18 protein-coding genes are annotated in these 23684 nt (G+C 72.3%); 12 read left to right on the top strand and 6 right to left on the bottom strand.

Annotated elements, in window-relative coordinates; genetic code table 11:
• Position 1: 1 nt before the first annotated feature.
• Genes ACPPVX_RS07385 through asnB form a run of 5 tightly spaced genes read left to right on the top strand, consistent with a single transcriptional unit; the run spans position 2 to position 6157 of the window.
• Positions 2-1120: a DegT/DnrJ/EryC1/StrS family aminotransferase gene (locus ACPPVX_RS07385; protein WP_426574254.1), complete on the top strand. Its 1119-nt coding sequence runs from the start codon at positions 2-4 to the stop codon at positions 1118-1120.
• Positions 1117-2271 carry a DegT/DnrJ/EryC1/StrS family aminotransferase gene (locus ACPPVX_RS07380; RefSeq protein ID WP_426574253.1) on the top strand — a complete coding sequence of 385 codons (1155 nt, stop codon included), beginning with the start codon at positions 1117-1119 and terminating at the stop codon, positions 2269-2271. The genes ACPPVX_RS07385 and ACPPVX_RS07380 overlap by 4 nt, the downstream gene beginning before the upstream one ends.
• Positions 2268-2996 (top strand): sugar transferase, encoded by a 729-nt coding sequence (locus ACPPVX_RS07375; protein WP_426574252.1) that lies wholly within the window; start codon positions 2268-2270, stop codon positions 2994-2996. The genes ACPPVX_RS07380 and ACPPVX_RS07375 overlap by 4 nt, the downstream gene beginning before the upstream one ends.
• Positions 2989-4269: a glycosyltransferase family 4 protein gene (locus tag ACPPVX_RS07370; protein WP_426574251.1), complete on the top strand. Its 1281-nt coding sequence runs from the start codon at positions 2989-2991 to the stop codon at positions 4267-4269. The genes ACPPVX_RS07375 and ACPPVX_RS07370 overlap by 8 nt, the downstream gene beginning before the upstream one ends.
• A 1-nt stretch (position 4270) precedes the next feature.
• On the top strand, positions 4271-6157 hold the full coding sequence (gene asnB, locus ACPPVX_RS07365; protein ID WP_426574250.1) for an asparagine synthase (glutamine-hydrolyzing): 1887 nt from the start codon (positions 4271-4273) through the stop codon (positions 6155-6157).
• 81 nt (positions 6158-6238) lie between these two features.
• Here asnB and ACPPVX_RS07360 read toward each other — a convergent pair whose 3' ends face one another.
• A complete protein-coding gene (locus tag ACPPVX_RS07360; protein WP_426574249.1) occupies positions 6239-7171 on the bottom strand; it encodes an NAD-dependent epimerase/dehydratase family protein in 933 nt (310 codons plus the stop codon).
• Positions 7172-7414: 243 nt separating this feature from the next.
• Between ACPPVX_RS07360 and ACPPVX_RS07355 the strand changes: the two genes are divergently transcribed.
• Positions 7415-8638, top strand: coding sequence for a glycosyltransferase family 4 protein (locus tag ACPPVX_RS07355; protein ID WP_426574248.1), 1224 nt, complete (start codon positions 7415-7417; stop codon positions 8636-8638).
• Here the strand turns inward: ACPPVX_RS07355 and ACPPVX_RS07350 are convergent.
• The 5 genes from ACPPVX_RS07350 to ACPPVX_RS07330 form a co-directional block, all read right to left on the bottom strand.
• Complete coding sequence (locus tag ACPPVX_RS07350) at positions 8583-10055, bottom strand: O-antigen ligase family protein (protein ID WP_426575006.1); 1473 nt, start codon at positions 10053-10055, stop codon at positions 8583-8585. The two genes, ACPPVX_RS07355 and ACPPVX_RS07350, sit on opposite strands and share 56 nt — an antisense overlap.
• Before the next feature lie 26 nt (positions 10056-10081).
• Positions 10082-11821, bottom strand: a complete 1740-nt coding sequence (locus tag ACPPVX_RS07345) for a polysaccharide biosynthesis tyrosine autokinase (RefSeq protein WP_426574247.1) — start codon at positions 11819-11821, stop codon at positions 10082-10084.
• A gap of 185 nt (positions 11822-12006) precedes the next feature.
• Complete coding sequence (locus tag ACPPVX_RS07340) at positions 12007-13818, bottom strand: ABC transporter ATP-binding protein (RefSeq protein ID WP_426574246.1); 1812 nt, start codon at positions 13816-13818, stop codon at positions 12007-12009.
• A gap of 66 nt (positions 13819-13884) precedes the next feature.
• Positions 13885-15156, bottom strand: a complete 1272-nt coding sequence (locus tag ACPPVX_RS07335; protein ID WP_426574245.1) for a glycosyltransferase family 4 protein — start codon at positions 15154-15156, stop codon at positions 13885-13887.
• Entirely contained in the window at positions 15156-16292 is a 1137-nt protein-coding gene (locus ACPPVX_RS07330) for a glycosyltransferase family 2 protein (protein ID WP_426574244.1), read from the bottom strand. Before ACPPVX_RS07330 ends, ACPPVX_RS07335 begins: the two co-directional genes overlap by 1 nt.
• Before the next feature lie 87 nt (positions 16293-16379).
• Between ACPPVX_RS07330 and ACPPVX_RS07325 the strand changes: the two genes are divergently transcribed.
• The 6 genes from ACPPVX_RS07325 to ACPPVX_RS07300 all read left to right on the top strand — a co-directional run bounded on the left by ACPPVX_RS07325 (position 16380) and on the right by ACPPVX_RS07300 (position 23664).
• Positions 16380-18008 (top strand): glycosyltransferase family 2 protein, encoded by a 1629-nt coding sequence (locus tag ACPPVX_RS07325; RefSeq protein ID WP_426574243.1) that lies wholly within the window; start codon positions 16380-16382, stop codon positions 18006-18008.
• Positions 18005-19240 (top strand): glycosyltransferase, encoded by a 1236-nt coding sequence (locus ACPPVX_RS07320; protein WP_426574242.1) that lies wholly within the window; start codon positions 18005-18007, stop codon positions 19238-19240. The genes ACPPVX_RS07325 and ACPPVX_RS07320 overlap by 4 nt, the downstream gene beginning before the upstream one ends.
• Positions 19237-20502: a glycosyltransferase family 4 protein gene (locus tag ACPPVX_RS07315; protein WP_426574241.1), complete on the top strand. Its 1266-nt coding sequence runs from the start codon at positions 19237-19239 to the stop codon at positions 20500-20502. The genes ACPPVX_RS07320 and ACPPVX_RS07315 overlap by 4 nt, the downstream gene beginning before the upstream one ends.
• The gene (locus tag ACPPVX_RS07310; protein ID WP_426574240.1) at positions 20499-21881 is read left to right on the top strand and encodes a phenylacetate--CoA ligase family protein; all 1383 of its coding nucleotides are present in this window, start codon (positions 20499-20501) and stop codon (positions 21879-21881) included. The genes ACPPVX_RS07315 and ACPPVX_RS07310 overlap by 4 nt, the downstream gene beginning before the upstream one ends.
• The gene (locus ACPPVX_RS07305) at positions 21878-22930 is read left to right on the top strand and encodes a glycosyltransferase family 4 protein (protein ID WP_426574239.1); all 1053 of its coding nucleotides are present in this window, start codon (positions 21878-21880) and stop codon (positions 22928-22930) included. The genes ACPPVX_RS07310 and ACPPVX_RS07305 overlap by 4 nt, the downstream gene beginning before the upstream one ends.
• A 74-nt stretch (positions 22931-23004) precedes the next feature.
• Positions 23005-23664 carry a GNAT family N-acetyltransferase gene (locus tag ACPPVX_RS07300; RefSeq protein ID WP_426574238.1) on the top strand — a complete coding sequence of 220 codons (660 nt, stop codon included), beginning with the start codon at positions 23005-23007 and terminating at the stop codon, positions 23662-23664.
• Positions 23665-23684: the final 20 nt, after the last annotated feature.

Genomic DNA, 23684 nt, shown 5'->3' with positions numbered 1-23684 from the left:
CATGCAGTTCATCGACCTGGCCGCTCAGCAGCGCCGCATCCGCCCGCAGCTGGACGAGGCGCTCGCCCGCGTCCTCGACCACGGCCGGTACATCATGGGTCCCGAGGTCGCGGCGCTCGAGGCCGACCTGGCCGCCTTCGTCGGCGAGGGCGAGGTGGTGTCGTGCGCCAGCGGGACCGATGCGCTGGTGATGGCGCTGCTCGCGCGCGGTGCCGGCTCGGGCACGGCGGTCTTCGTGCCGTCGTTCACCTTCGCGGCCACCGCCGAGGCGGTGGCCCTGCTCGGGGCGACGCCCGTGTTCGTCGACATCGATCCGGTCACCTACAACCTCGATCCGGCCAGCCTCGACGCCGCCGTGCGCGGCCTCGATCCGGGGTTGCAGGCGGCCGGCGTCATCCCGGTCGACCTGTTCGGCCTCCCCGCGGACTATGCCGCCATCGACGCCGTGTGCGCCGACCACGGGCTGTGGGTCATCGCCGATGCCGCCCAGGGCTTCGGCGGCTCGGTCGGAGACCGGCGGGTCGGGCGGTTCGCTCCGCTGACCACCACCTCGTTCTTCCCGGCCAAGCCGCTCGGCTGCTACGGCGACGGTGGCGCCATCGTGGCGCTCGATCCCGATGATGCCAAGGTGCTGCGCTCCATCCGGGTCCACGGCTCCGGGTCCGACAAGTACGACAACGTGCGGCTGGGGATCAACGGCCGCCTCGACACCATCCAGGCCGCCATCTTGATCGAGAAGCTCCGCTTGTTCCCCGAGGAGCTGGAGCTGCGGGCGCAGGTCGCCGCCACCTACACGGCGGGGCTCGAGGGCGTGGTCGCCACGCCGACGGTCCCGGCCGGCGTCCGCTCGGCGTGGGCGCAGTACACCGTGCGGGTCGACGACCGCGACATCGTGGCCAAGGCCCTGGGAGAGGCCGGGATCCCCACCGCGGTGTACTACCCCTTGCCGCTGCACCGTCAGCAGGCCTACTCGCGCTACCCGGTGGGCGCGGGCGGCATGGCCGCCAGCGACCGGGCCGCCGACCAGGTCCTGAGCCTCCCGATGCACCCCTACCTGGAAGCGGCCGACCAGCAGCGCATCATCGAGGTGCTCCTCGACGCGACCGCTGCCGCCCGATGAGCGCGGGCACCGATCCCCAGGCGCCGGTCGCCTTCGCCCTGCCGCACATCACCGACGACGACGTCGACGCGGTCGCCCGCGTGCTGCGCAGCGGCTGGCTGAGCACGGGCGCCGAGTGCGCCGCGCTGGAGGGTGCGCTCGCCGAGCGGGTGCAGGCGCCCCACGTCGTGGCCGTCTCGTCGTGCACGGCTGCGCTCCAGATCTCGGTGGCGTCGCTCCGGCTGCCCCGTGGTGCCCGCGTGGGCGTCCCCACCTGGACGTTCGTGGCCTCGGCCTCCTCGATCGTCCACACCGGCGCCGTGCCGGTGCTCCTCGACGTCGACGAGGACACCCTCAACGTCTCGCCGGCCGCGGTGGAGGCGGCGATCGCCGAGGGCCTCGACGCCCTCATGGTCGTCCACTTCGCCGGCACCCCAGTCGATCCGAAGGTCTTCGAGCTGGCCGCCGACGCCGGCATCCCGGTCATCGAGGACGCCGCCCACGCCCTGGGTGCCTCCGACGACCGAGGCCCCATCTCCGGGGTGGGCACCGTGTCGGCCTGCTACTCCTTCTACGCCACGAAGAACCTCACCTCGGCCGAGGGCGGGGCGCTGGCCACGCACGACGAGAAGCTGGCTCGCTATGCCTCCAGCCAACGGCTCCACGGCCTGTCGAACGATGCGTGGGGCCGCTACCGCATCGGCGCGGTCACGGACTACGACGTCGTGGAGCCCGGGTTCAAGGCCAACCTGCCCGACGTCTTGGCAGCGCTGGCCCACTCGCAGCTCCGTCGCTTCGACGAGATGCAGGCCCGACGGCGCGAGGTCGTCACCCGCTACCGGTCGGTCCTCGAGCCGCTCGACGGGTGCCGGATCGTGCCGGGCCCGCCCGACCCCCGTTCGGCCGACCACCTCTTCGTGCTCGTCCTCCCCGAGGGGATCGAGCGGTCGGAGGTGACCTCGGTGATGGCGGCGGCGGCGATCGGCACCAGCGTCCACTTCCGTCCGGTCCACACGTTCACCTGGTACCGGGAGCACGCGCTGATCGGGCCCTCGGGGGTGGCCGTCGCCGAGCGCATGGCCCCCCGGACGTTGAGCCTCCCGCTCCACGCCGGGCTGTCCGACCACGACGTCGACCGGGTCCTGGAGACGCTGGTGGGCATCCTTTCGTGAGCACGGGCCGAGCAGGGAGCCCGTCGACGTGGGCGCGCCTGCGCTCGGCGGCGGTCGATCGGATCGTCGCCGGCCTGCTGCTCCCCGTGCTGGCGCCGGTCATCGCCGTCCTGGGGTGGCGGGTGCGTCGTGCCGACGGCGGGCCGCCCGTGATCGGGCTCACGCGGATCGGCCGCGACGGTGCGCCGTTCACGATGTGGAAGCTGCGCTCGATGCGCTCCGAGGAGGCCGACGGCTCATCGGGAGGAGCGGTGATCACCGCCGTCGGCGACGATCGCATCACCCCTGTCGGCGCCATGATGCGGCGCTGGCGCCTCGATGAGCTGCCCCAGATCTGGAACGTCGTCCGGGGCGACATGAGCCTGCTCGGACCGCGACCGGAGACGCCGGCGATGGTGGACCTCGATGACCCCGCGTGGCTCGAGGCGCTGGCCGTGGCACCAGGCATCACCGGTCCGACCCAGCTCGTGGTCGAGCGGTGGGAGTCCGAGCGCCTCGAGGAGGGTGCGCCCGAGGACGTCTACCGGACCGAGATCCTGCCGGTGAAGCTGGCCATCGACCAGTGGTACCTCCGCAGCGCGTCGCCCGCGATCGACCTGAAGGTCGCCTGGTCGATGGTGGAGCGCTTCGCGCTCGGCCGGACCGACACGGCGATCCAGCGCATCGTGCGTGAGCAGGTCCCCGAGGCGCGGCTCGTCCCCGTCGACCTGGTGCCCGATGGCTGAGGCTCCCACCGACCGCCCGCTCAAGGTCACCTTCGTCGCGCTGAACTACGCGCCGTCCGTCGGCGGGGCCCAGGAGCACATCCGCCAGGTGGCCGAGGGCCTGACCGCTCGAGGTCACCAGGTGGACATCTTGACGACCGATGCGCTGACGTCGCCCTCGGGCCGCGCTCCGGGGGTGATCCCGGAGCACCGGGAGGTGCTGGCGGGCGTGGAGGTCCGCCGCTTCGCCGTCGTGCCCTGGATGCTGCGAGCGCAGCGCGGCGCCCGGTGGGTGCTGGGGCGGATCTTCCGCGCCGACGGCGCCGCGGTCCCCGCGGCGCTCGCTCCGCTGCTGGTGGGACCGGCCTCGCCGGGCCTGCTCCGGCCCATCCGCGCCGCGCTGCGCACCAGCGACGTGGTCGTCGCCTGCCCGGCTCCGTTCCTGACGCTGCTGGTCCCGACGATGCTCCCCCGGCCCCGCGCCCGGGTGGTGTCCATGCCGCTGCTGCACGCGTCGAGCCGGGCGCCGGGCTGGTGGGTCCGGCGGGCGCTGCGGCGCGTCGACGGGTCCACCGCGTCCACCGGCTTCGAGCGGGACCTCCTGCACGCCCTGGGTGTGCCGAGCGAGCGCATCGACCTCTTGCCTCCCGGCACCTCCCTCGATCGGTTCGCGGCGCGCACCCCCTCCTCGGCGCGTGCCGAGCTGGGGCTCCCGGAGCGCCCGACGATCGGCTACGTCGGGCGGCTGGCCAGCTACAAGGGGATCGACACGCTGCTCGACGCCGCCCCGCTCATCTGGGACCACCACCCGGACACCACCGTGCTGGTGGCAGGGGCGCGCACCACGTGGTCGGGCCACCGGGACCACCCCGTCACCCGGGGTGAGCCCGACCGGGTGGTGGTGCGGGAGGACCTCGCCTTCGACGAGATCCCGACGTTCCTCTCGGCGTGCGACGTGATCGCGTTCCCCTCCCGCGACGAGTCGTTCGGCATGCAGATCATCGAATCGTGGGCCGCCCGCCGTCCGGTCGTCGCCGCCGGCATCCCCGCGGTCCGCGACGTCATCCGGGCGGGGATCGACGGCGAGCTCGTCGATCCGGGCGATCACGTCGCGCTCGCTCGTGAGCTGGGCCGTCTGCTCGACGAGCCGGACCGCGCCCGCCGCATGGGCGAGGCCGGACGGATCCAGGTCGTCGAGCACCTCACCTGGACGGCGATCGTCGACCGCTGGTCCTCGTTCCTGCACCTGACGGTCCGACGTCCCTCGGTCCTCTCCCCGGCAGGGCGGCCCTGAGGTGTGCGGGATCACGGGGATGCTCGTGCGCGACGGGCTCGACGACCGGGACCGGCAGGAGGTGGACGCCCTCAGCGAGCTGATGGCGCGCCGCGGCCCCGACGACGCCGGCGTGTGGGACGACGGGGCCGTGTGCGCCCTCGGGTTCCGCCGGTTGTCGATCATCGACCTCAGCGCGGGCGGCCACCAGCCCATGGAGTCCGGTGACCGGCAGCACGTGCTGCTCTTCAACGGCGAGATCTACAACTACCGCGAGCTGCGGCGCGAGCTGGAGGCCCTCGGGTGCACGTTCCGGTCCACGTCCGACACGGAGGTCGTCCTCCAGGCCCTGGTGGTGTGGGGCACCGACGCCCTGGCCCGCCTCAACGGGATGTTCGCCATCGCGTGGTACCGCCGGGGCGACCAGAGGCTGCTGCTCGCCCGCGACCCGGTGGGCATCAAGCCCCTCTCGTGGTGGTGGTCACCCCAGGCCTTCGTCTTCGGATCCCAGTACGACCAGGTCATCCGCCACCGGCGCTGCGATCGCGCCGACGTCGACCCGCAGGTGCTGGGGCTCTACCTCCGCCTCGGCTTCATCCCGGCTCCGTACGGGCTGCACACCGGCACCGGCCAGGTCGAGCCCGGCCACTGGCTCTCGGTCCGTCCCGGCGAGGCGCCCACCACGGGGTCGTTCCGGTCCATGGCGGTCGTTCCCCCTCCGGAGGAGCGCCTCTACGGGCGCGAGGCCGATGAGGCGGTGGCCCGCACGGTGGAGGAGGCCGTCGCCCGGCAGATGGTGGCCGACGTGCCCGTCGGGGTCTTCCTCTCCGGCGGCGTCGACTCGCCGCTGGTCACGGCCGCGATGCGCGACCACGTCGACGGGCCCCTGCGGGCGTTCTCCATCGGGACCGACGACCAGGTGTCCGACGAGTCAGCGGCGGCCGGCGTCTACGCGCAGCACTTCGAGGTCGACCACCACCTGCGGATCATCACCGGGCTCGATGCCATGGCGCTGGTCGACGACGTGGCGCAGGCGTACACGGAGCCCTTCGGCGACTACTCGTCGTTCCCCACGCTCATGGTGTCGGCGCTCGCGGCCGAGCACGGCAAGGTCGTGCTCTCGGGCGATGGCGGCGACGAGCTCTTCTGGGGCTACCCCCGGTTCGCGAAGGTCCGTGCCGCCCGCAGGTGGTTCGGTCTGCCCCGTTCGGCCCGGGTGGCGGCGTACGCCGCCACGAAGCCGCTGCCGGTCCACCGGCGCCCCGCCCGGGGGATCATGTTCCCGAGCCTCGGCGCGTGGTACCTCGACGCCCACTCCGGTCTGCGCGACGAGGATCTGGATGCGTTCGCTCCCGACCTGGTGGCGGTGCCCGCGTCGATGGACCTGTTCGACCTGGAGGGCCTGCCCACGGACGACCAGCTCCTCCAGTGGGTGCGGCAGAACGAGCTCCGCTGCCACCTGCCGATGGTGCTGCAGAAGGTCGACCGGGCGAGCATGTTCCACTCGCTCGAGGTGCGGGTCCCGCTGCTCGACCTCGAGCTCCTCGACCTGGCCGCTCGGGTCGACCCCTCGGCGGCGCTCGACGGACCGCTCGGCAAGATCGTGCTGCGCAAGGCCCTGGCCCAGCGCATCCCGACCGAGAAGATCCCCGTCGCCAAGAAGGGCTTCACCGTCCCCATGGCCCGGTGGCTCCGCGAGGACCTGCGACCCGTCTTCGAGGAGCGGGTCCTCTCGCCGGACTCGTTCCCGGCCGGCGCCTTCGATCGCCAGGCGCTCCGGACCTGGTTCGATGGGCACCTGAGCGGGCGCTACGACCGCACTCGCGGCCTGTGGAACCTGCTGGCGCTGCAGCTGTGGGCGGAGCGGCACTGCCGGCCCCTGCCCGCCTCCGGCGCCGAGGTGCACTGATCCCGGCCGGCCCGGCCGGCCCGGCCGGGCGGACGATCGGGCGCAGCTCGCGGCGCGGCCTCCGCGGCGGGAGGCCGCGGGTCAGCCCACCAGCCCCCGGAGCCAGGCGGCCTCGCGCTGGAGCCCCTCCACGGGGTCGACCAGGGGCGACCAGCCGAAGACCTCGTTCGCCTTCGAGTAGTCGGCCACCGTACGGCGCTGGTCGCCGGCTCGGGCCGCCTCGAAGACCAGCTCGGGCTGCACGTCGAGGACCTTGGCGAGGATGGCGACGGCCTCGAGGAGGGTCAGCTCCTGACCCCCGCCGATGTTGAACCGCTCGCCCGGCTGGGGGCTGGCGATGGCGGCCATGGTGGCGGCGACGCAGTCGGTGACGTAGGTGTTGGTGCGGCTCTGGTGGCCGTCGCCGTGGATGGTCAGCGGCTCGCCGCGCAGCATCCGCTCGCCGAGCGCTCGGTAGGCCATGTCCGGGCGCTGGCGGGGCCCGTAGACCGAGAAGTAGCGCAGGATCGTGACGGGCAGGCCCTCGGAGCGGTGCATGGTGTCGAGCACCAGCTCGGTGGCGAGCTTGGTGGCCCCGTAGGGCGACACGGGCGCGAGGGCCCCGTCCTCGGAGCCGGTGGCATCGGCGCCGTACACCGACGAGGTGGAGGCGTGCACGAGGTGGCCGACCCCGGCCCGGAGGCAGGCGCTCCCGAGCCGCTCCGCCGCGATGACGTTGCACGAGAGGTAGGTGTCGAACCCGTCCCACCCCAGCAGGAGGCCGGGCATGGCGGCTTCGTTGACGACCACGTCGCAGCCCTCGACGAGGGGGTCGAGGTCGGCGGTCCGCAGGTCGGCCTCGACGAACGTGAAGGCGTCGCTGGCTCGCAGGCCGGCCAGGTTGGCCTCCTTCTGGGGGCGCGGGTAGTAGTCGGTGAAGCAGTCGAGCCCGACCACCGCGTGGCCCTCCGCGACCAGCGCCTCGGCCAGGTGCGACCCGATGAACCCGGCGGCCCCGGTGACCATCACCTTCATCGGGCCCTCGTCTCGGACCCACGGACCTGCGTCAAGATTCCCCCTGGAGGCGGTGCGCAGACGGGCGGCACCACAGCGCACGACCTTAGCCGTGGACGGGGTGGTGCCTCCCAGCGGCGATGATCGGACCGGAGGGCCTGCTGGGATACCGTCAGGGCCTCGTCGGCCGGACGGGGATCCCGAGGGTCGGCTCCGGCACGACGGGTGCTGAGCCTTCCACTGCCCGACGCCCGAGAGCGACCGATGCCCCATCCCAGCGTCCTTGCCGTCCTGGACTACTTCCCGGCGCCGTCGGAGACGTTCATCGTCCGCAAGCTGACGGGCCTCCGCGATGCGGGGGTGCCCGTCACGGTCGCCGCCGGCCGCTTCGCCCCCGGCGCCCACGACCAGGGCCTTCCGCTGGTCACCACCAACCCGTGGCGCCCGCGCCCGCTCATCGCGACCAAGGGCCGCGGCGCGGCCGGAGCGGCACGAGCGCTGATCGGCAGCTCGGTGTCGTCGGGTGGCGACGCCCGCCCGTCCCTGCGGGGCCGGGCGCACCTCGCTCCGCTCGTGAGCGCCCGCGCCGACATCGTGCACTTCGAGTTCTCCGGGGTGGGGGTGGGCTACCTGGACGTGCTGGACCGCCTCCGCCCGGCGAAGCTGGTCGTCAGCTGCCGCGGGGCCGGCGAGCAGATCGTGCCCCTGAGCGACCCGACCCGACCCCCGGCGCTGCGGGCGCTGTTCGAGCAGGTCGACCTCATCCACTGCGTCTCCGATGACATGCGGGCCACCGTGGTCGATCTGGGGGCACCCGACGACAAGATCCTGGTCAACCGGCCCGCCATCCCGGTCGCCGACTTCGCGCCGCTGGCCGCTCGGCGCGCCCCCCACGACGGCCCGCTGCGCGTGCTGTCGGTCGGCCGGCTGCACTGGAAGAAGGGCCTCGACGACGGGCTCCGGGCGGTGGCGCGGGTGGTCGCGTCCGGCCGGTCCGTCGAGTACCGGATCGCCGGCGAGGGCCCCGAGCGGGAGAAGCTCTCCTTCCTGATCCACGACCTGGGGCTCGAGCGCCAGGCCACGCTGCTCGGCACGCAGCCCCAGGCCGAGATCCGGGAGCTGCTGGTGTGGGCCGATGTGCTGCTGCTGCCCAGCCTCAGCGAGGGCATCTCGAACGCGGTGCTCGAGGCCATGGCCGCCGGCCTGCCGGTCGTCGCCACCTCGTGCGGCGGCATGGGCGAGGTCATCGACGACGGCATCGACGGCTTCCTCGTGCCCGTCGCCGAGCCCGAGGCCGCTGCCGCCTGCCTCGGTCGGCTCGTCGACGACCGGGCCCTGGCCGCCGAGCTGGGCGTGGCCGCGGCCCGCCGAGCCGTGGGGTCGTTCGACGTGAGCCGTCAGATCGGGAACTTCGTGCAGGCGTACGACGCGCTCACCGAGCGCGGACGGGCCTCGTCGGCTGGGCAGGCTGCTCCGCGCCGCCCGTGATCGCAGGGGCGATGTGGACGAACGCGAACCCGAACGCGAACGCGATGCCGACCACGCGGAAGTTGGCGTAGAACATCTGCGCGATCGCCCAGGTCAAGAAGGCCACCGTGATCGGGAGCGTGGGTCCGGCGCGCTTCAACGCCAGGTACACCAGGTAGACGATCAGCGCGATGGCCACCAGGCCCGGGACGCCGTGCTCGCCGAGCATGCGGGTGAACTCGGTGTGCGAGGAGCCTTCGTTCTTGCAGCGGTCGGCTCGGAGCAGGCAGATGTTGTACGGGATCCGGTTGTACTTGGTCATGCCGGGGCCGACGCCGAAGAGCGGGTGCTCCCGGAAGATCGCGAGGTCGTTGGTGGCCAGCTGGGTGCGGCCTGAGGACGTGTCCGAGAACCGCTTGTCGAACGCACCGTTGGTGAACTGGTTGAGGTGGGGGATGATGACGAAGTACCCGAGGGCGAACACCACGGCCACGACGGTCAGGATCCTGAGCCGCATCTCCCGGTTGCGCGCCTGGCTGATCACCAGGCCGGACAGGGCGAGCGCCGTGGCGGTCATGCCGCCGCGGCTGAAGGTCAGGAAGCTCAGCACGACCGCGAAGAGGCCCAGCCCCGCCGCGATGAGCTTGACCGAGAGCTCCCGCTCCGCGAGGAAGGCGAGCACCGCGCACAGCGCGGTGAGGCCCATGAGGCTCGAGACCTGCACCGGCCCGAAGCCGCCGCTGGTGACGAAGTTCGACTGATCGGTGAACACCAGGCCGCCGTTGGCCGCGATGTAGTCGCTGATCGAGGTGAGGGCCGCGATGAGCGGACCGAGCCCGCTGACCAGCATCACCCACAGGATCCGCCGGTACAGCCAGGGCTCGATGGTGATCTGCGAGAACAGCGCCACCAACGTCGCCATGGCGAAGGGGCCGGCGAGGGCGAACGAGATGAACTGGCGAGAGGCGCCGCCCAGCAGCGAGATCGTGATGATCGTCGAGGGGATGAGCAGCATGATGTAGAAGAGCGCGATCCGGCCCGGCTTCGTGAGCTTGTTGTACTTCGTGACCATCACCAGCACGCCGATGGCGATGGTGGCGTAGGGAGCGAGCTGGTACGGGACCGGGGCCCGCACCTGGCGCCAGACGATCTCGGCGTTGGGGATGTAGGCGAGCACGCACAGGGCGACGATGGTGTCGCGCTTGAGGGTGCTGTAGCCGATGATCGCAAGGATCACGGCGGCCTGGGCCGCCCCGATGATCGGCGAGCTCGTCATGGCCCGGGTGAGGACCGCCTGGCCCACGATGGCCGCGAGGAGGATCATCCACCGAGGGACGAGGAGGTGCTTCGACGGGTCGCCGCGGGTGAGCATGCCGGCGACGGCGAGGTTCGGGGGCGGCGGCGAGCCGGCCCGGGCCAGCTCGCCGTACGGCGGCATCACGGACTCAGGGGGTGGGGCCAAGATCAGGCCCGGGGCATGCTGGAGGCGCTCTCGTCCTTCGGCTCGGGCGGGAGCTGGTCGGTGTCGATGCGAGGCGGGTCGTAGGACTTGCGACCGAAGAAGCGGCCGATCACCGGGAAGGTGGAGTGCGGGGTGTACCCGTAGTACTCGTAGAACGAGCCGTAGGTGTCCTCGCCGGCGACGCCGGTGAGGACGCTGCCCACCAACGGGCTGTCGACCTGGCGGAGCATCTCGATGGCGCGGCGGGAGGCCCGGCGGGTGGTGACGTTCGAGCGGGCCAAGAAGATGGTCGCGTCGACGTTGCGGCTCAGCACCAGCGAGTCGGTGACCGGCAGCACCGGCGGGCAGTCGATGAAGACCACGGCGTACTGCTCGGCCAGGAGGCGCAGGATGTTGCCGGTCCGCTGGTGGTTGAGCAGCTCAGACGGGTTCGGAGGCAACGGGCCGGAGCAGAGCACGTCGACGTTCGGGTGCCGGGGTGACGTCTGGATGGCCTCGTCGAGCGTCTGGTAGCCGAGGACCACCGAGGTGAGGCCCACGCTGCCCTCGACCTTCATGGTCTGGTGCAGGCGGGGACGGCGCAGGTCGCAGCCGACGACGATCACGCGGTTCCCGGCCTGGGCGAACGCCACCGCCAGGTTGGAGATGGTGGTGGTCTTGCCCTCGCCCGAGTTGGCGCTGGTGATCTGGATGATCTGCATCGGCGCCTCGAGCTGCGCGTACTGGATGGCCGTGCGCAGGCCTCGATAGGCCTCGGCGCCGGCGGACATCGGCGCGTCGACCGTGACCAGGCCCTTCGACGACGAATCGAGGGACATGGCGTCGTCGGGGATCAGGGCGAGGGTGGGGAGGTCCTTCGTGGACCGTTCGAGATCGATCTTCGAGCGGATCGAGTCGTCGAGCTGGTCGCGGGCGAACGCCAGGGCGACGCCGAGGAACAGGCCGATGATGAGCGACTGGAGCACATCGCGGGCGATGGTGGGCGAGATGGGGGTGTGCGGGGGGCTCGCCGGGTTGAGCACCTGGACGCCGCCCGTGGTGGTGAGGCGTTCGGACAGCTGGAGGATCTGCAGCCGCTGCTGGTAGTCGGCGAGCTGGTTCTGGGCGTCGGTCCGCTGGGCGTCGGTGCGCTCCTTGAGGCGCTCGCGGTCGGCGACCAGGCTGTCGTAGCGCGGATCGGTGGTGGCGATGGTGGCGATCTGGGCGTCGAGCGCGGCGAGGGGCTCGTTGATCTTGTCGACCTGGGACTGGAAGTCGTCGATCTGCTGCTGGATGATCTTCTTGGTGCTGGTCAGGTCGTCGAGGAGGGTGTCGAGCCGGGCCGTCTGGTACGTCTCGACGTAGGTGTTGACCCGCTTCGCCGCATCGTCGGGGTCGCTGGACGTGGCGCTGACGATGATCACGTCGTCCTCACCGCCGGCGACGGCGCTCACGGAGATCGGGCTCCCGAACTTCTCCTGGACCGCGAGCTGGACCTTGCGGCTGCGGATGACCCGGAGCTCGTTCTGCAGGGCCCGCGCCGGGTCCTGGTCCTGGACCGAGCCGGTGAGGATGTTCTCCGACGGCTTCGACTGGAGGAGGATCTGGGACGACGCCGAGTACACCGGCTGCGCGCGGAGATCGGTGAACAGCGTGAAGCCCACGAGCACCGCTGGGGTCAACACGATCCAGAGCCAGCGTCGGCGCAGCACCTCCAGGTACTGGGTGAAGCTGACTTCTGTGGAGTCCTGCGTGGGTTGCATGCTCTCTTCCTACGGCTGGTTCTCAGCCGCCTTCCTCCATGGATGGTTCCCCAACGGCATCCCCTGGACCGTGAGAGGGCCAGACGGGGACCGTCCTTGCACCCTCAGCGTCGGCCCGACCCGGGACGGGTGACCCTACCGGGGTCGAGACGACGGTAGCCGTCGCGGGGTGCGGGATCGCAGTCTCAACTTCGGATCTGCGACAGGCGCAGCGCGTCTCGGTAGAACTCGTTGTCGGCTTCGAGATGGTCCCGGGCGGCGAACGCCTGGAGCTCGCCGCCGTGCATGACCATGATGCGATCGCACGTGTTCAGCGTCGAGAGGCGGTGGGCGATCGCGAAGATGGTCACCGAGCCCTTCAGCCGGGTGAACGTCTCGTGGACGAGCGCCTCGGAACGCATGTCGAGGGCGCTGGTGGGCTCGTCGAGCACGAGGATCGACGGGCGCAGGACCAGGGCGCGGGCGATCGAGATCCGCTGCCTCTGGCCGCCCGACAGCGCGCCGCCGCGGGTGCCGAGGTCGCTGTCGTAGCCCTCGGGGAGGGCCATGATCTCGTCGTGGATGTGGGCCCGCTTGGCCGCGTTGACCACGTCGTCATCGCTCACATCGCGGAAGAAGGCGATGTTGTCGCGCACGGTGCCCCGCACGAGGCGCGACTCCTGGGGCACGAGCGCGATCTGCGAGAACCAGTCGTCGTCCTCGACGTCGGAGGCGTCGGTGTCGTCGATGAGGAAGCGGCCCGTGGACGGCTCGCGGAGCCGGAGGAGCACCTGGATGAGCGTGGACTTGCCGCTGCCCGACGGGCCGATGATGCCGATGGCCTCGCCGGCCTGCACCTCGAAGTCGACGTGCGAGAGCGCATCGATCCCTTCGGTGTAGGCGTAGCTGACGTCCTGGAACCGGAGGCGCTCGTGGCTCCCGACCCGCACGTGGCCCGACTTGGGGCGAGCGGCGCGGAACCGGGCCCGCTCCTCGGCGATGCGCTCGAAGTAGGGGGCCGACTCGACCATCGAGTGGTACGAGTTCTGCAGGCTGTTGGACTGGGTGAGGGCTCGGATCAGGATCACCACGATGGCGCCGAGCGAGCTCAGCTGCTGGTCGAAGAACACGTAGTTGGCGAACAGCCCGCCGAGCAGCAGGAGGATCATCGCCATCTGGTAGATCGAGGTGATCCCCTGGCGGAGCAGGACCGACTGGTAGGTCGGCTTGGCCTCCGCCAACGTGGCCTCCGCGAGGCGATCGCTCATGACGTCGGTGACGCCGAAGGCCCGGAGCTCCAGGCTCGCACCGATGGCCTCGAGCGAGCGCTGGCCGTAGTGCATCCCTGCGTCCTGGCCGGCGATCGAGACCCGCTTGCCGATGCGGCTGAGGGGCCGGATGGCGAAGAACAGGGCGCCGCCGGCCACCGAGATCATCACGGCCGCGACCGGATCGACCAGCACGGCCGACGCGACCAGGGCGACCAGGGTGCAGGCGGCGCTGATGGCGCCGGCGATGACGCTGATGGACGAGGTCTGGCGGCCCACGTGGCGGAGCAGGAGGTCCTGGATGTCGGACTCCTGGTGGCGGGACTGCTCCGCCCACGACGCGCTGGCGTAATCGCGGTACGTGTCGGCGCGGATCTCGGTGGTGAGGTCGGCAGAGAGGCGTGCGGTCAGGTGCGAGGCCAGCATCTGGAACGTGAACCGGATGACCGCGAGGGTCAGCGCGATCGCGAAGGACTCCTTGATCGTCAGCGCGGTGGCCGAGAGCGGCCCGATGCCCGAGCCGAGCACGCTGGCGTCGCCCTGCGACCCGATCACCAGCGCGATGTTGGCGATCATCACGAGGAGGAAGCCCTCGGAGGCGCCGGCGATGAACGATGCGCCCGCCATGATGACGAGGTACCGCTTCCGCCCCTCGAAGACGGGCCGGTAGGTGTTGAGGAGGCTCTCCTCCTTCTGCTTCGCAGCAGGAGCAGCCGCCTTCTCGCGGCGAACGGCGTTCACGGTTGTCACGGAGGTCCCTGGGGCTGTTGCGATGACTGCTCGGCCGACCGTCGCCTCGGCGGAGCGGCGCTGAGCCTAGCCACGAGCCGGCTCAGGCCCGTGGTCCGGGTGTCGCCGCTGGTCGAGCCGCCGGCGCTGACGGCTCGGCGACGGCACCGGTCGAGGGGTGTGATCGATGCTGTTCGCGAACGAGCGCAGCACGTCGGGCTCCGACCTCAGCCCGAGCACCACCTCGTAGATCTGCTCGATCGTCTTGGTGACCTTCCGCTGGTCGAGGAGCTGCTCGGCCACCTCGCGGCCCCGGCGGCCCATGGCCTGGCGCTCGGCGGGGGTCATGCGCAGCAGCGTGGTCAGCGCCTCGGCGAGGGCCTGGTGGTCTCTCGGGGGCGGGACGAACCCGACGCCGAGCCCGCTCACCGCATGGGTGATCTCGCCCGTGTCGGTGGCGACGAACGGCAGGCCGCTGGCCATGTACTCGAGGACGACGAGCGGACCGGTCTCGTTCTTGGAGGACAGCACGGCGGCGTCGGCGCCGGCGAGCATGGCGGCCGGATCGTCGCTCCGGCCGTAGATCTCGATGCACCGCTCGATCCCGAGGCGGGTGATCATGGCCCGGCACCCGGCTTCGTAGGCGAGGTCGACGCCGGTGGCTCCCACGATGACGACCTTCAGGCGGTCCTGGAGCTCCGTGGGGAGCTCGGCGATCGCTCGGAACAGCGTCGGGTGGTCCTTCGGGTGCCGGATGTTGGCCACCATCACCGCGACCACCTGGTCGGGAGCGATGCCGTAGGTGCCGCGGATGTCGACGGGGACGACGCCATCGAACCGGCTGAGGTCGACCCCGCTGCGCACGAGGAAGACCCGGTCCGGGTCCATGCCCGCGGTGGTGCTCGCCCAGGTGCACAGCCGGCTGTCGACGCCGATGTAGGCATCGACCCCGCGCTGCATGGCGATGCGCAGGTCGGGGTGGGCGTTGCGGTCGACGTGCAGCCACCCGAAGTGGTCGTGGAACAGGTGCCCGGAGCGGATCAGTCCGAGCACGCGGGCCAGGGCCACGAACTTCATGGTGCCGCGGCCGTGCGAGTGGATGACATCGATGTCGCCCTCGTTCACGAGGCGGGCGAAGCGCAGGAGCCCGGCGAGGTCCCAGGTGGCGGACCGCCCCAGGATGGTGACGTCGACATCGCCGCGCAACCGTGTGGTCAGGGGGCCGCCGGTGCGGGTGGCGCAGAAGGCCACGTGGTGGGTGGACCGGTCGAGGGAGTTCGCCACGTCGACCGCGACCTGCTCCGCGCCCCCCACCGCCAGCGAGTCCGTGACGATCAACGTGTTGATCCGGCGGTGCATCACCCCGCCGCGACCTCCCGCGGGTGCCCTGCACCCGACGGCTCGCCCACGGGGAGCGGCGGGCGCGGCCGCCGGTAGGCCGGGCTCAGGGCGCGGGTGACGTCGGCCGCCGCGGCCACGAGCGACAGGGGATCGCCCCGGTACTCGCGGTTGGCCGCGGCCCGCAGCACCGCGATCGGGCCGTGGCCGGGTTGGCCGACGAGGGCCCGCTCGTGCTGGTGGTCGGCGACGGATCGGAGGACGCCGGCCTCGTTGAAGTCGCCGATGAGCTCGGCCCGGCCGGCGGCCGCCTCGAGCTGAGCCGCTCGGACCTGGTGCTCGGCCGTGGGGGTGGTGGTGCGGCCGACCCGGCGAGCGGCCCGCCAGAGGGCGGCGGTGCGCTGCCGGCCGACGAGGACCCCGGTCTCCTGGGACGGGTGGACGCGGAAGCCGAGGCAGGGCTCCGGGAGCGCCCGCACGGTGCCGACGGCGGCGGCCACGAGCGAGAGCCACCGGTCGTGGCGCATGAGGGCCCGGGGGTCGTCCATCAGGTCGGGGAACGGGCTGGCCGCCTCGATGACCCGGCGGCGCACGGCCATCGTGCAGCCGGTGGTGAGGGCCCGGCGGGCGAAGAGGTCCTCGGGGACGACCGGGTGGCGGCGGAGGAACCGGCCGATGAGCCGGGTGTCCCAGAGCCGGTTCCCCAGCTGGTTGCCGGCCTCGTCGATGAGGTCGGCGTCGGAGAAGACCATCGAGATCGTGGGGTCCTGGTCGAACTCCCAGAGGAGCAGGGCGAGCTTGTGGGGGTACCAGACGTCGTCCTGGTCGGCCAGGGCGACCAGGCGGCCCCGGCACTCGGCGAGGGCGGCCGCGAAGTTGCGCGTGCTCCCCAGGCGGTCGGCGTTGACGTGGATGCGCACGTCGAACGCGGCGGTCACCGCGAACTCCTGCAGGACCGCCACCGTCCGGTCGTCGGAGGCGTCGTCGAACACCACCAGCTCGTCGGGGGGCCGCGCCTGCGCGGCGATGGACGCGAGCAGGTCGGGAAGCCAGCGCTCACCGTTGTACGTGCACAGCGCAACGGACAGCTCGACGGGCATGGTCGGTGGCGGGTCGACCCGCGGGGAAGGGACGGTCGGCGCGTCGATGCCGGCCATGTTAGCGATGCGAGGTCACCTCTCGTTCAGGTCGGAGTCGCGCCACGCCGTAAGCTCCGACGGCTTCGGATGCATGGAGGGACGGCCGTGGACCAGATCGACCTGCTGTGGTGGGGTACCAGCCCCCCACGCTGGCCCCACGGTGGAGTGACCTGCCTCGACGGCGACCTCGGGCAGGCGTCGAAGGCGCTGGCCGCCGCCGCGGCCTCGGGTGCGCCGTGGCTCCTGCTGTGGGATCCCTACCAGCCGCTGCCCGACGACGACGTCCTCGCCACCCTCACGCAGGGACGGGCCGATGCCTGGCACGCCGGCTTGGCGAGCGGCCTCGGGGGCGAGCCCGAGGAGCACGATGTCATCCAGCCCACCTGGGTGCTGGCGCGAGACGCCGACACCGAGGTCGAGGCCGTGTCGTGGCGCCTGGGCCTCGGGGCGCTGCTGGTGCGCAGCACGGCCATCGCCGCGCTGGGGTCGCTCGACCCCGCCTACGAGCACACCACCGGCGCCGGGCTCGGGCTCGGCCGGCGGCTCATCGAGCAGGGAGCGGTGGTGTTCCACACCCCGACGCTGGCCACGGGTGGACGGTTGCCGGCCGAGCCGTTGATCGAGCACGACCGCTTCGTGTTCCTGCGCCGCACGTTCACCCGCAAGTGGGTGGCCTACGCAGCCCTCAGGCGGGCGATCCGCCACCGCCGCCCGCTCCGAGTGCGCAACGCCTACCGGTCCAGCGCCAGCTCGATCGCGGCGCACCCGCCGGTCGTCGGGGGCGCCCCGGTGCTCACGCGCGAGGAGGTGGCGCTGCCTCCCGATCCCTCGGTCAGCGTCGTGCTGCCCACGCTGGGCCGCTACGAGCTGCTCGCCGGGGTGCTCGAGCAGCTCGCGGAGCAGACGCTGGCTCCCACCCAGGTGGTGGTGGTCGACCAGAACGACCCCGAGCGGCGCGACCCGGCCTTCTACGAGCGCTTCCAGGCGATCCTCCCCCTGGAGGTGGTGTTCCAGGAGGAGCGGGGCCAGTGGGTGTCGCGGAACGAGGCCGTCCGACGCTCCACCGGTGACTGGATCGCCTTCGTCGACGACGACTCCGCCATCGTCCCCGACTTCATCGAGCGCCACCTCGAGGGCCTCCTGCGCTACGACGCCGACCTCACCACCGGGGCGTCCCGGGCCGTCGCCGGCGCGCCGGTCCCCGAGAACTACGCGTTCTTCCGGGTGGCCGACCAGTGGGACTCCGGCAACGGCCTGTGCCACCGGTCGCTGATCGAGCGCTTCGGGCTGTTCGACCAGCAGTTCGACCGGCAGCGCCGCGGCGACGCCGAGTTCGGCCTGCGCGTCCAGCTGGGCGGGGGCCTGGTCATCCACGTGCCGGGAGCCATCCGCACCCACCTCAAGGCGGAGACCGGCGGCCTCCGCACCTACGGATCGTGGGACGGGTTCCGGTCGCGCGACCGCTCGGGCCCCCTGCCGGTCCCGGCGATGCTCTACTACACCGCCCGGTACCACACCCCCAGGCAAGCCCGCGAGGACCTGCTGATCGGGCTGCTCCAGGCCATCGTCCCGTACCAGCTGAAGCGCCGGGCCACGCCGTTGCAGTGGGCCCGGTTCGTGGCCGCCGAGCTCGGCCACATCCCGTCGACGGTGCGGCGGATCCGCCTGTCCCAGCAGCTGGCCCGCGAGATGGTGGCCGAGGGCCCGATCATCGCCGAACTGGCGCCCCGTTGAGCGGCCACGGGGCCGCCGCCAGCACCACCGACGTCGACCACCTCCGCCTCGCGGTGATCGGCGACACCCAGCACTTCCGGGACGCGGAGGGACGGCTCTGCGCCCTCGAGCCCGTGGTGATGCAGCTCGACCGCTGGGCCACGCTCTTCGATGAGCTGGTCGTGTGCGCACCCCTCGACCCGGGGCCGCCCCCGGTCGGCTTCGCCCCCTACCAGGCGGGCAACGTGAGGATCGTGCCCCTGGCCTCCGGCGGTGGCAACACCCTCCGAGCGAAGATCGGGATGCTCAAGCTCCTCCCGTCGTGGGCGTGGACCACCCGCAAGGTCGCCAAGAGCGTCGATGCGGTCCACCTGCGCTGCCCCTGCAACATCGGCATGGTCGCGATCCTGTCCACGTGGCGGGCCACCCGTCGGCGCCACGGCTTCTACGCCGGCGTCTGGCGGGGCTACCCGGGGGAGCCGTTCTTCTTCGGGTTGCAGCGCAAGCTGCTCGGGAGCCGGTGGTTCGACGGGCCGGTCTCGGTCTACGCCGCCACCGACCCCACGAACCCCAACCTGGAGCCGTTCTTCAGCCCGTCGTTCACCGAGGAGTACTGGGAGCAGGCCGGCCCGGCCGCCGAGGCGAAGCTCGACCGCCTCGGGAGCGACGACCGATCCGGTCCGTGGCGGCTGGTCACCGTCGGGCGGCTCACCGTCAACAAGAACCAGCGCACGGTCGTGGAGGCGACGGCCAGGATCATCGCCGCAGGCGTCGACGCCACCCTCGACGTGTACGGCGACGGACCGTGCCGCCCCGACCTCGAGCAGCTGGCCCGAGACCTCGGCATCGCGGAGCGGTGCACCTTCCACGGCGCGGTGGCGCACGGCGACGTGATGGAGGCGTTCGTGCGGGCCGACCTCCACCTGCTGGCCACCCGGCAGGAGGGGTACGGGAAGGTGCTCCTGGAGGGGATGGTGCACGCCACGGTCCCGGTGTTCACCGAGAGCCCGCTCGCCGACGACATCGCCGGCGGCGGCACCCGCGGCCTGGTGTTCGCCATCGACGACGACGCCGCGCTGGCGGCGCACGTGGTGGACCTCGTCGGTGACGGCGAGCGCTGGCGGGCGATGGCCGCCGATGCCCGCGACTACACCCACGAGATGACCCTCGACCGCTTCACCGACCGGGTGCGCAGCATGCTCGAGCGCCACTGGTCGGTCCGGCTGCCCCGACCGGCGGACCCGCCGACGTGAGCGAGCGCGAGCCCTCGAGCAGCTACCTGTTCGTCACCCAGTACTTCCCGCCCGAGCGCGGCGCCGCCCAGGTCCGCCTGGGTGCGGTCACCCGGGCCCTGGTGGCGAGGGGGCACCGGGTGGAGGTGCTCACCGCGCTGCCCAACTACCCCACGGGCCGCATCTTCCCGGGCTGGTCGCACCGCCCGCTGCAGCGGGGCGTGGAGGGGGGCGTCCCCACCCTCCGGGTCTGGGTGTGGGCGGCCATGGGGAGCGGGCCGGCGCGCCTCGCCAACTACCTCTCGTTCGGCGCGCTGTCGCTGCTCGGGCTGATCCGGGCCCGCAAGGCCGACTGGGTGGTGGTGGAGTACCCGACCCTGTTCGGTGCCCTTCCGGCGGTCGTGGTCGCCAAGGCGCGGCGCCAGCGCCTCGTGATCAACGTGGCCGACCTGTGGGTCGACGCGCTCGTCGCCCTCGGCGCGCTGCCCCAGGGCCTGCCGGCGCGGCTGCTGCTGGCCGTGGAGCGGTGGATGCTCGGCCAGGCCGATGCCGTCAACGCGGTCACCGAAGGCGTGCGGGACGCCATCGTCGACAAGGGCGTCCCCGCAGACCGGATCGCCTGGCTCCCCAACGGGGCCGACGACCAGCTCTTCTCACCAGGGGAGCCCGACCCCGTCGACGTGGCGGCGGTCGGGCTGGCGCCGGGCGAGCACCTGTTCCTCTACGCCGGGACCCAGGGCTACGTGCACGGCCTCGAGGTGGTGCTCGACGCCGCCGCGCTGCTGGCCGACGATCCGGTGCGGTTCCTGCTGGTCGGCGGCGGCTCCGAGCGCGATCGGCTGGAGGCCGAGGCGGCGGAGCGGGGCCTGGCCAACGTGACCTTCTGGGACCCGGTCAGCCCCGAGCGGGTCGCGTCGCTCCTCCGGCTGGCGACCGCCGGCGTCGCCACCACCCGATCGGGTCCGCTGTACCGCTCGATCCGGTCCGCCAAGATGCTGCCCATGATGTCCTCGGCCCGGCCCGTCATCTACAGCGGCGACGACGAGGGTGCGGCGCTGGTGGCCCACGAGGGCGCTGGTCTGGCGGTGCCCGCCGGCGACAGCGACGCCCTGGCCGCGGCGGTCCGCGCGATCGTCGACGACCCTCAGGCGGCGGCCGCCATGGGCGAGCGCGGGCGGGCCTTCATCCAGCGCGAGGCGAGCTGGGACGCCATCGTGGGCCGGTGGCTCGACGACGTGGCGTCGATCACGGGAGCGGGCCTCGGCCACGAGGCGGCCCGGTGAACCTCTCCGACCTCTACGGGCGCTCGCCCGTCGTCGTGCAGAACGCCATGGCCACCGGATACGGCCTGCGGGAGCGCGCCCGGCGGTACCACGGGTCGTTCCGCCACCTCGTCGACGAGCTCAACGTGCGCCAGTGGGCCGACCCCGACGAGCTGCGAGCCGACCAGCTCGCCCGCCTGCGCCGCCAGCTCACCTGGTGCGCCGCCGAGGTCCCCCACTACCGCGACCAGTTCCGTGAGCTCGGGTTCGACCCGAGGGACCTCGCCGATGTCGCCGGCCTGGAGGCCCTGCCGGTGCTCGACAAGGAGGTGGTGCGCACCGATCCCGAGCGCTTCGTGGCCGATCGCGATCGCGGCCACCTCATCGCCCAGACCACCGGGGGGACCACGGGCACGCCCCTGCGCTACTGGGCCACGCTCGACGCCGTCCGGGCCAACTACGCCACCTACGAGGCCCGGTCGCGGCGCTGGGCCGGCACGAGGTTCGGCGACCGGACGGCATCGCTGCACGGTCAGCCCATCGTCCCGGCCGCCGACCAGGACGGCCCGTTCTGGCGGCGGAACCTGGCGTTCAACCAGCTGTACCTGTCCGTGTACCACCTGAACGATCGCACGCTCCCGGCCTACATCGATGCGCTGGCCGCGTTCGATCCGCGGGTCGTGGTCGGGTACATGTCCGCCGTGCACCGCCTGGCCACGCACCTCCTCGAGACCGGCGACGTCGGGCGGGTGTCGCCGTCCACCGTCATGGTGAGCTCCGAGACCCTCACGGCGGCGGCCCGCCACGACATCGAGACGGCGTTCGGCTGCCGGGTGTTCAACGGCTACAGCCTGGGCGAGCTGGTGGCCTACGTGTCCGAGTGCCCCCACGGCAGCCTCCACGTGAGCACCGAGTACGGCGTGCTCGAGCTGGTCGAGACCGAGGTCGGATCGGAGATCGTGGCCACCGGGCTCATCAACCGGGGCATGCCGCTCGTGCGGTACCGAACCAGCGACCTGGCGGTGGCGAGCGATCGACCGTGCTCGTGCGGGCGGGGCCTGCCGGTGCTCTCCGAGCTCCAGGGCCGAGCCGACGACGTGGTGCGGACGCCCGAGGGGTCCGTGGTGGGCCCGGCGCCCATGAGCCTGGCCTTCCAGCGGGTGCAGCGGCTCCGGCGCGCGCAGGTCCTGCAGGACGCGCCCGAGGCCATCACCGTGCTGCTCGAGCCGGCTCCTGGGTTCGATGCCGATGACCAGGCGTTCTTGGACCAGGAGCTCCGCAAGCGGCTCGGCAGCACCCTCGCCATCACGTACGAGCGGGTGGAGGCCCTGCCGCGCACGTCGGGCGGCAAGGAGCGGTTGATCGTGTCGTCGATCGGGCGCGACCGGCCCACCGCATGACGGCGACGCCGCCCACCCTCGGCTTCCTCGGGATCCACGCCGACGGCCGACCGGGGCAGGCGCTGAGCCAGGACGAGGTCCTCGCCGGCCTGTTCGCCGCCGAGGGCTACCGGGTCCGCCGGGCCAGCTCCGTGAAGTGGGCGCCGCTGCGCACGGCCCACCAGATCTGGGAGCTGCTCCGGTGGCGCGACGTCGACGTGCTCGTCATCGCCGTGTTCTCCGGTCCCTCGTTCGCCATGGCCGAGATCGGCTCGTTCCTCGGTCGGCGGATCGGGCGCAGGAAGGTCGTGCTGTTCCTCCACGGCGGCAACCTCCCCGCGTTCGCCCCTGCGCACGAGCAGCGGGTCCGCCGAGCGTTCGACCGCGCCGATCTGATCCTCGCGCCGTCGTCGTTCCTGGCCGACGCGTTCCGGCCGTGGGGCTACGACGTGCGGGTGGTCCCCAACGTGCTGCCGTTCGATCCGCCGGCGGCATCGGTCCGCGGCGCGGCGCGGCCGGCGCTGCTCTGGATGCGGACGTTCCACGAGCACTACGACCCGCTCGCCGCGGTCGAGTGCATGCGGCTCGTCGCCCAGGCCCACCCCGATGCCACCATGACCATGGCCGGCGCCGACCACGGGCTGCTGGCGGCGGTGAAGGAGCGGGCGCGGGAGCTCGGCGTCGACGACCGCATCACGTTCCCCGGCTACCTCGACGCCCGGGGCAAGGCCGCCGCGTTCGCCGACCACGACATCTTCTTGAACACCAACCGCGTCGACAACACGCCGGTGAGCCTGCTCGAGGCGGCGGCGAACGGGCTGGTGCCGGTCGCGGTCAGCGTCGGCGGCATCCCCGCACTGCTCACCGACGACGTCGACGCCGTCCTCGTGGCCCCGGACGACCTTCCCGCCCTGGCCGGCGCGGTGACCGGCCTGATCGACTCCCCGGCTCGCTTCGAGCGCCTCTCCGCCGGCGCCCGAGCACGGGCCGAGGCCTCGATGTGGCCGGCCGTCCAGGCCCGCTGGGTGGAGGAGCTGCGCCTCCTGGTGCCCGGAGGATACCGAGCATGACCTGCAGCGGAGGGGCTGCGAAGGGCGCCGTACGTCATGATCGGGTCAGGTCGAGCGCACAGTACGGTGGGCGCGTGAGCGACGGCCAGATGAACCCCCGGCCGCGTCCAGCGGTCTCGGTGGTCGACCTCACCACCGACGATCTCGCCGACATCGCCCGCCTCCACCTGCTGGCGTTCCCCGACAGCGAGCTGGGCCGGCAGGGCACCGAAGCCGTGCGGCGGAGCTACCTCTGGCAGTTCGAAGGGCCCCACGACCTCACGGCGATCGGTGCCCGGCTCGACGGTCGGCTGGTGGGCTTCTTGTTCGGTGGGGTGTTCCGCGGGTCGACCATCGGGTTCCTCAAGCGCGAGTGGCCCTTCCTCGTCGGGCAGGCGGTGCGCCACCCGAGCACGGTGCTGCGGCGATCGAGCTGGAGCCGCATCACCCTGGCCCTGCGCCTGCTCGTCCGGCGCACCCCGCAGCCGGCGCCCGAGGAGCCCACGGCGGTCGGACCGCGCTCGTTCGGCGTGCTGTCCATCGCCGTCGATCCCACGGTGCAGGGCGGCGGGGTCGGGCGGGCGATCATGGTGGAGGCCGAGCGGGCCGCCCGGGAGCAGGGCTTCGATCAGATGCACCTCACCGTCCACCCGAGCAACGAGCAGGCCGTCCGCTTCTACCTCGGTGGCGGGTGGCAGTGGCAGATCGACGACGATGGCGAGCGCTCCGGCCAGATGATCCGCCTCCTGGTCTGAGGTCCACCGGCTCCGTCCGC

This window comes from Aquihabitans sp. McL0605, assembly GCF_049993875.1.
Taxonomy (GTDB): Bacteria; Actinomycetota; Acidimicrobiia; order Acidimicrobiales; family Iamiaceae; genus Aquihabitans.
This window is presented reverse-complemented; position numbering and strand designations above follow the sequence as displayed.

What these genes read in the sequence shown, in the direction of transcription:
- ACPPVX_RS07355 (WP_426574248.1), top strand. Translation starts at nt 7,415, where the DNA reads ATGCCCCATCCCAGCGTCCTTGCCGTCCTGGACTACTTCCCGGCGCCG.
- ACPPVX_RS07305 (WP_426574239.1), top strand. Translation starts at nt 21,878, where the DNA reads ATGACGGCGACGCCGCCCACCCTCGGCTTCCTCGGGATCCACGCCGAC.
- ACPPVX_RS07370 (WP_426574251.1), top strand. Translation starts at nt 2,989, where the DNA reads ATGGCTGAGGCTCCCACCGACCGCCCGCTCAAGGTCACCTTCGTCGCG.
- ACPPVX_RS07335 (WP_426574245.1), bottom strand. Translation starts at nt 15,156, where the DNA reads ATGCACCGCCGGATCAACACGTTGATCGTCACGGACTCGCTGGCGGTG.
- ACPPVX_RS07350 (WP_426575006.1), bottom strand. Translation starts at nt 10,055, where the DNA reads ATGCCGCCGTACGGCGAGCTGGCCCGGGCCGGCTCGCCGCCGCCCCCG.
- ACPPVX_RS07330 (WP_426574244.1), bottom strand. Translation starts at nt 16,292, where the DNA reads ATGGCCGGCATCGACGCGCCGACCGTCCCTTCCCCGCGGGTCGACCCG.
- ACPPVX_RS07380 (WP_426574253.1), top strand. Translation starts at nt 1,117, where the DNA reads ATGAGCGCGGGCACCGATCCCCAGGCGCCGGTCGCCTTCGCCCTGCCG.
- ACPPVX_RS07345 (WP_426574247.1), bottom strand. Translation starts at nt 11,821, where the DNA reads ATGCAACCCACGCAGGACTCCACAGAAGTCAGCTTCACCCAGTACCTG.
- ACPPVX_RS07360 (WP_426574249.1), bottom strand. Translation starts at nt 7,171, where the DNA reads ATGAAGGTGATGGTCACCGGGGCCGCCGGGTTCATCGGGTCGCACCTG.
- ACPPVX_RS07385 (WP_426574254.1), top strand. Translation starts at nt 2, where the DNA reads ATGCAGTTCATCGACCTGGCCGCTCAGCAGCGCCGCATCCGCCCGCAG.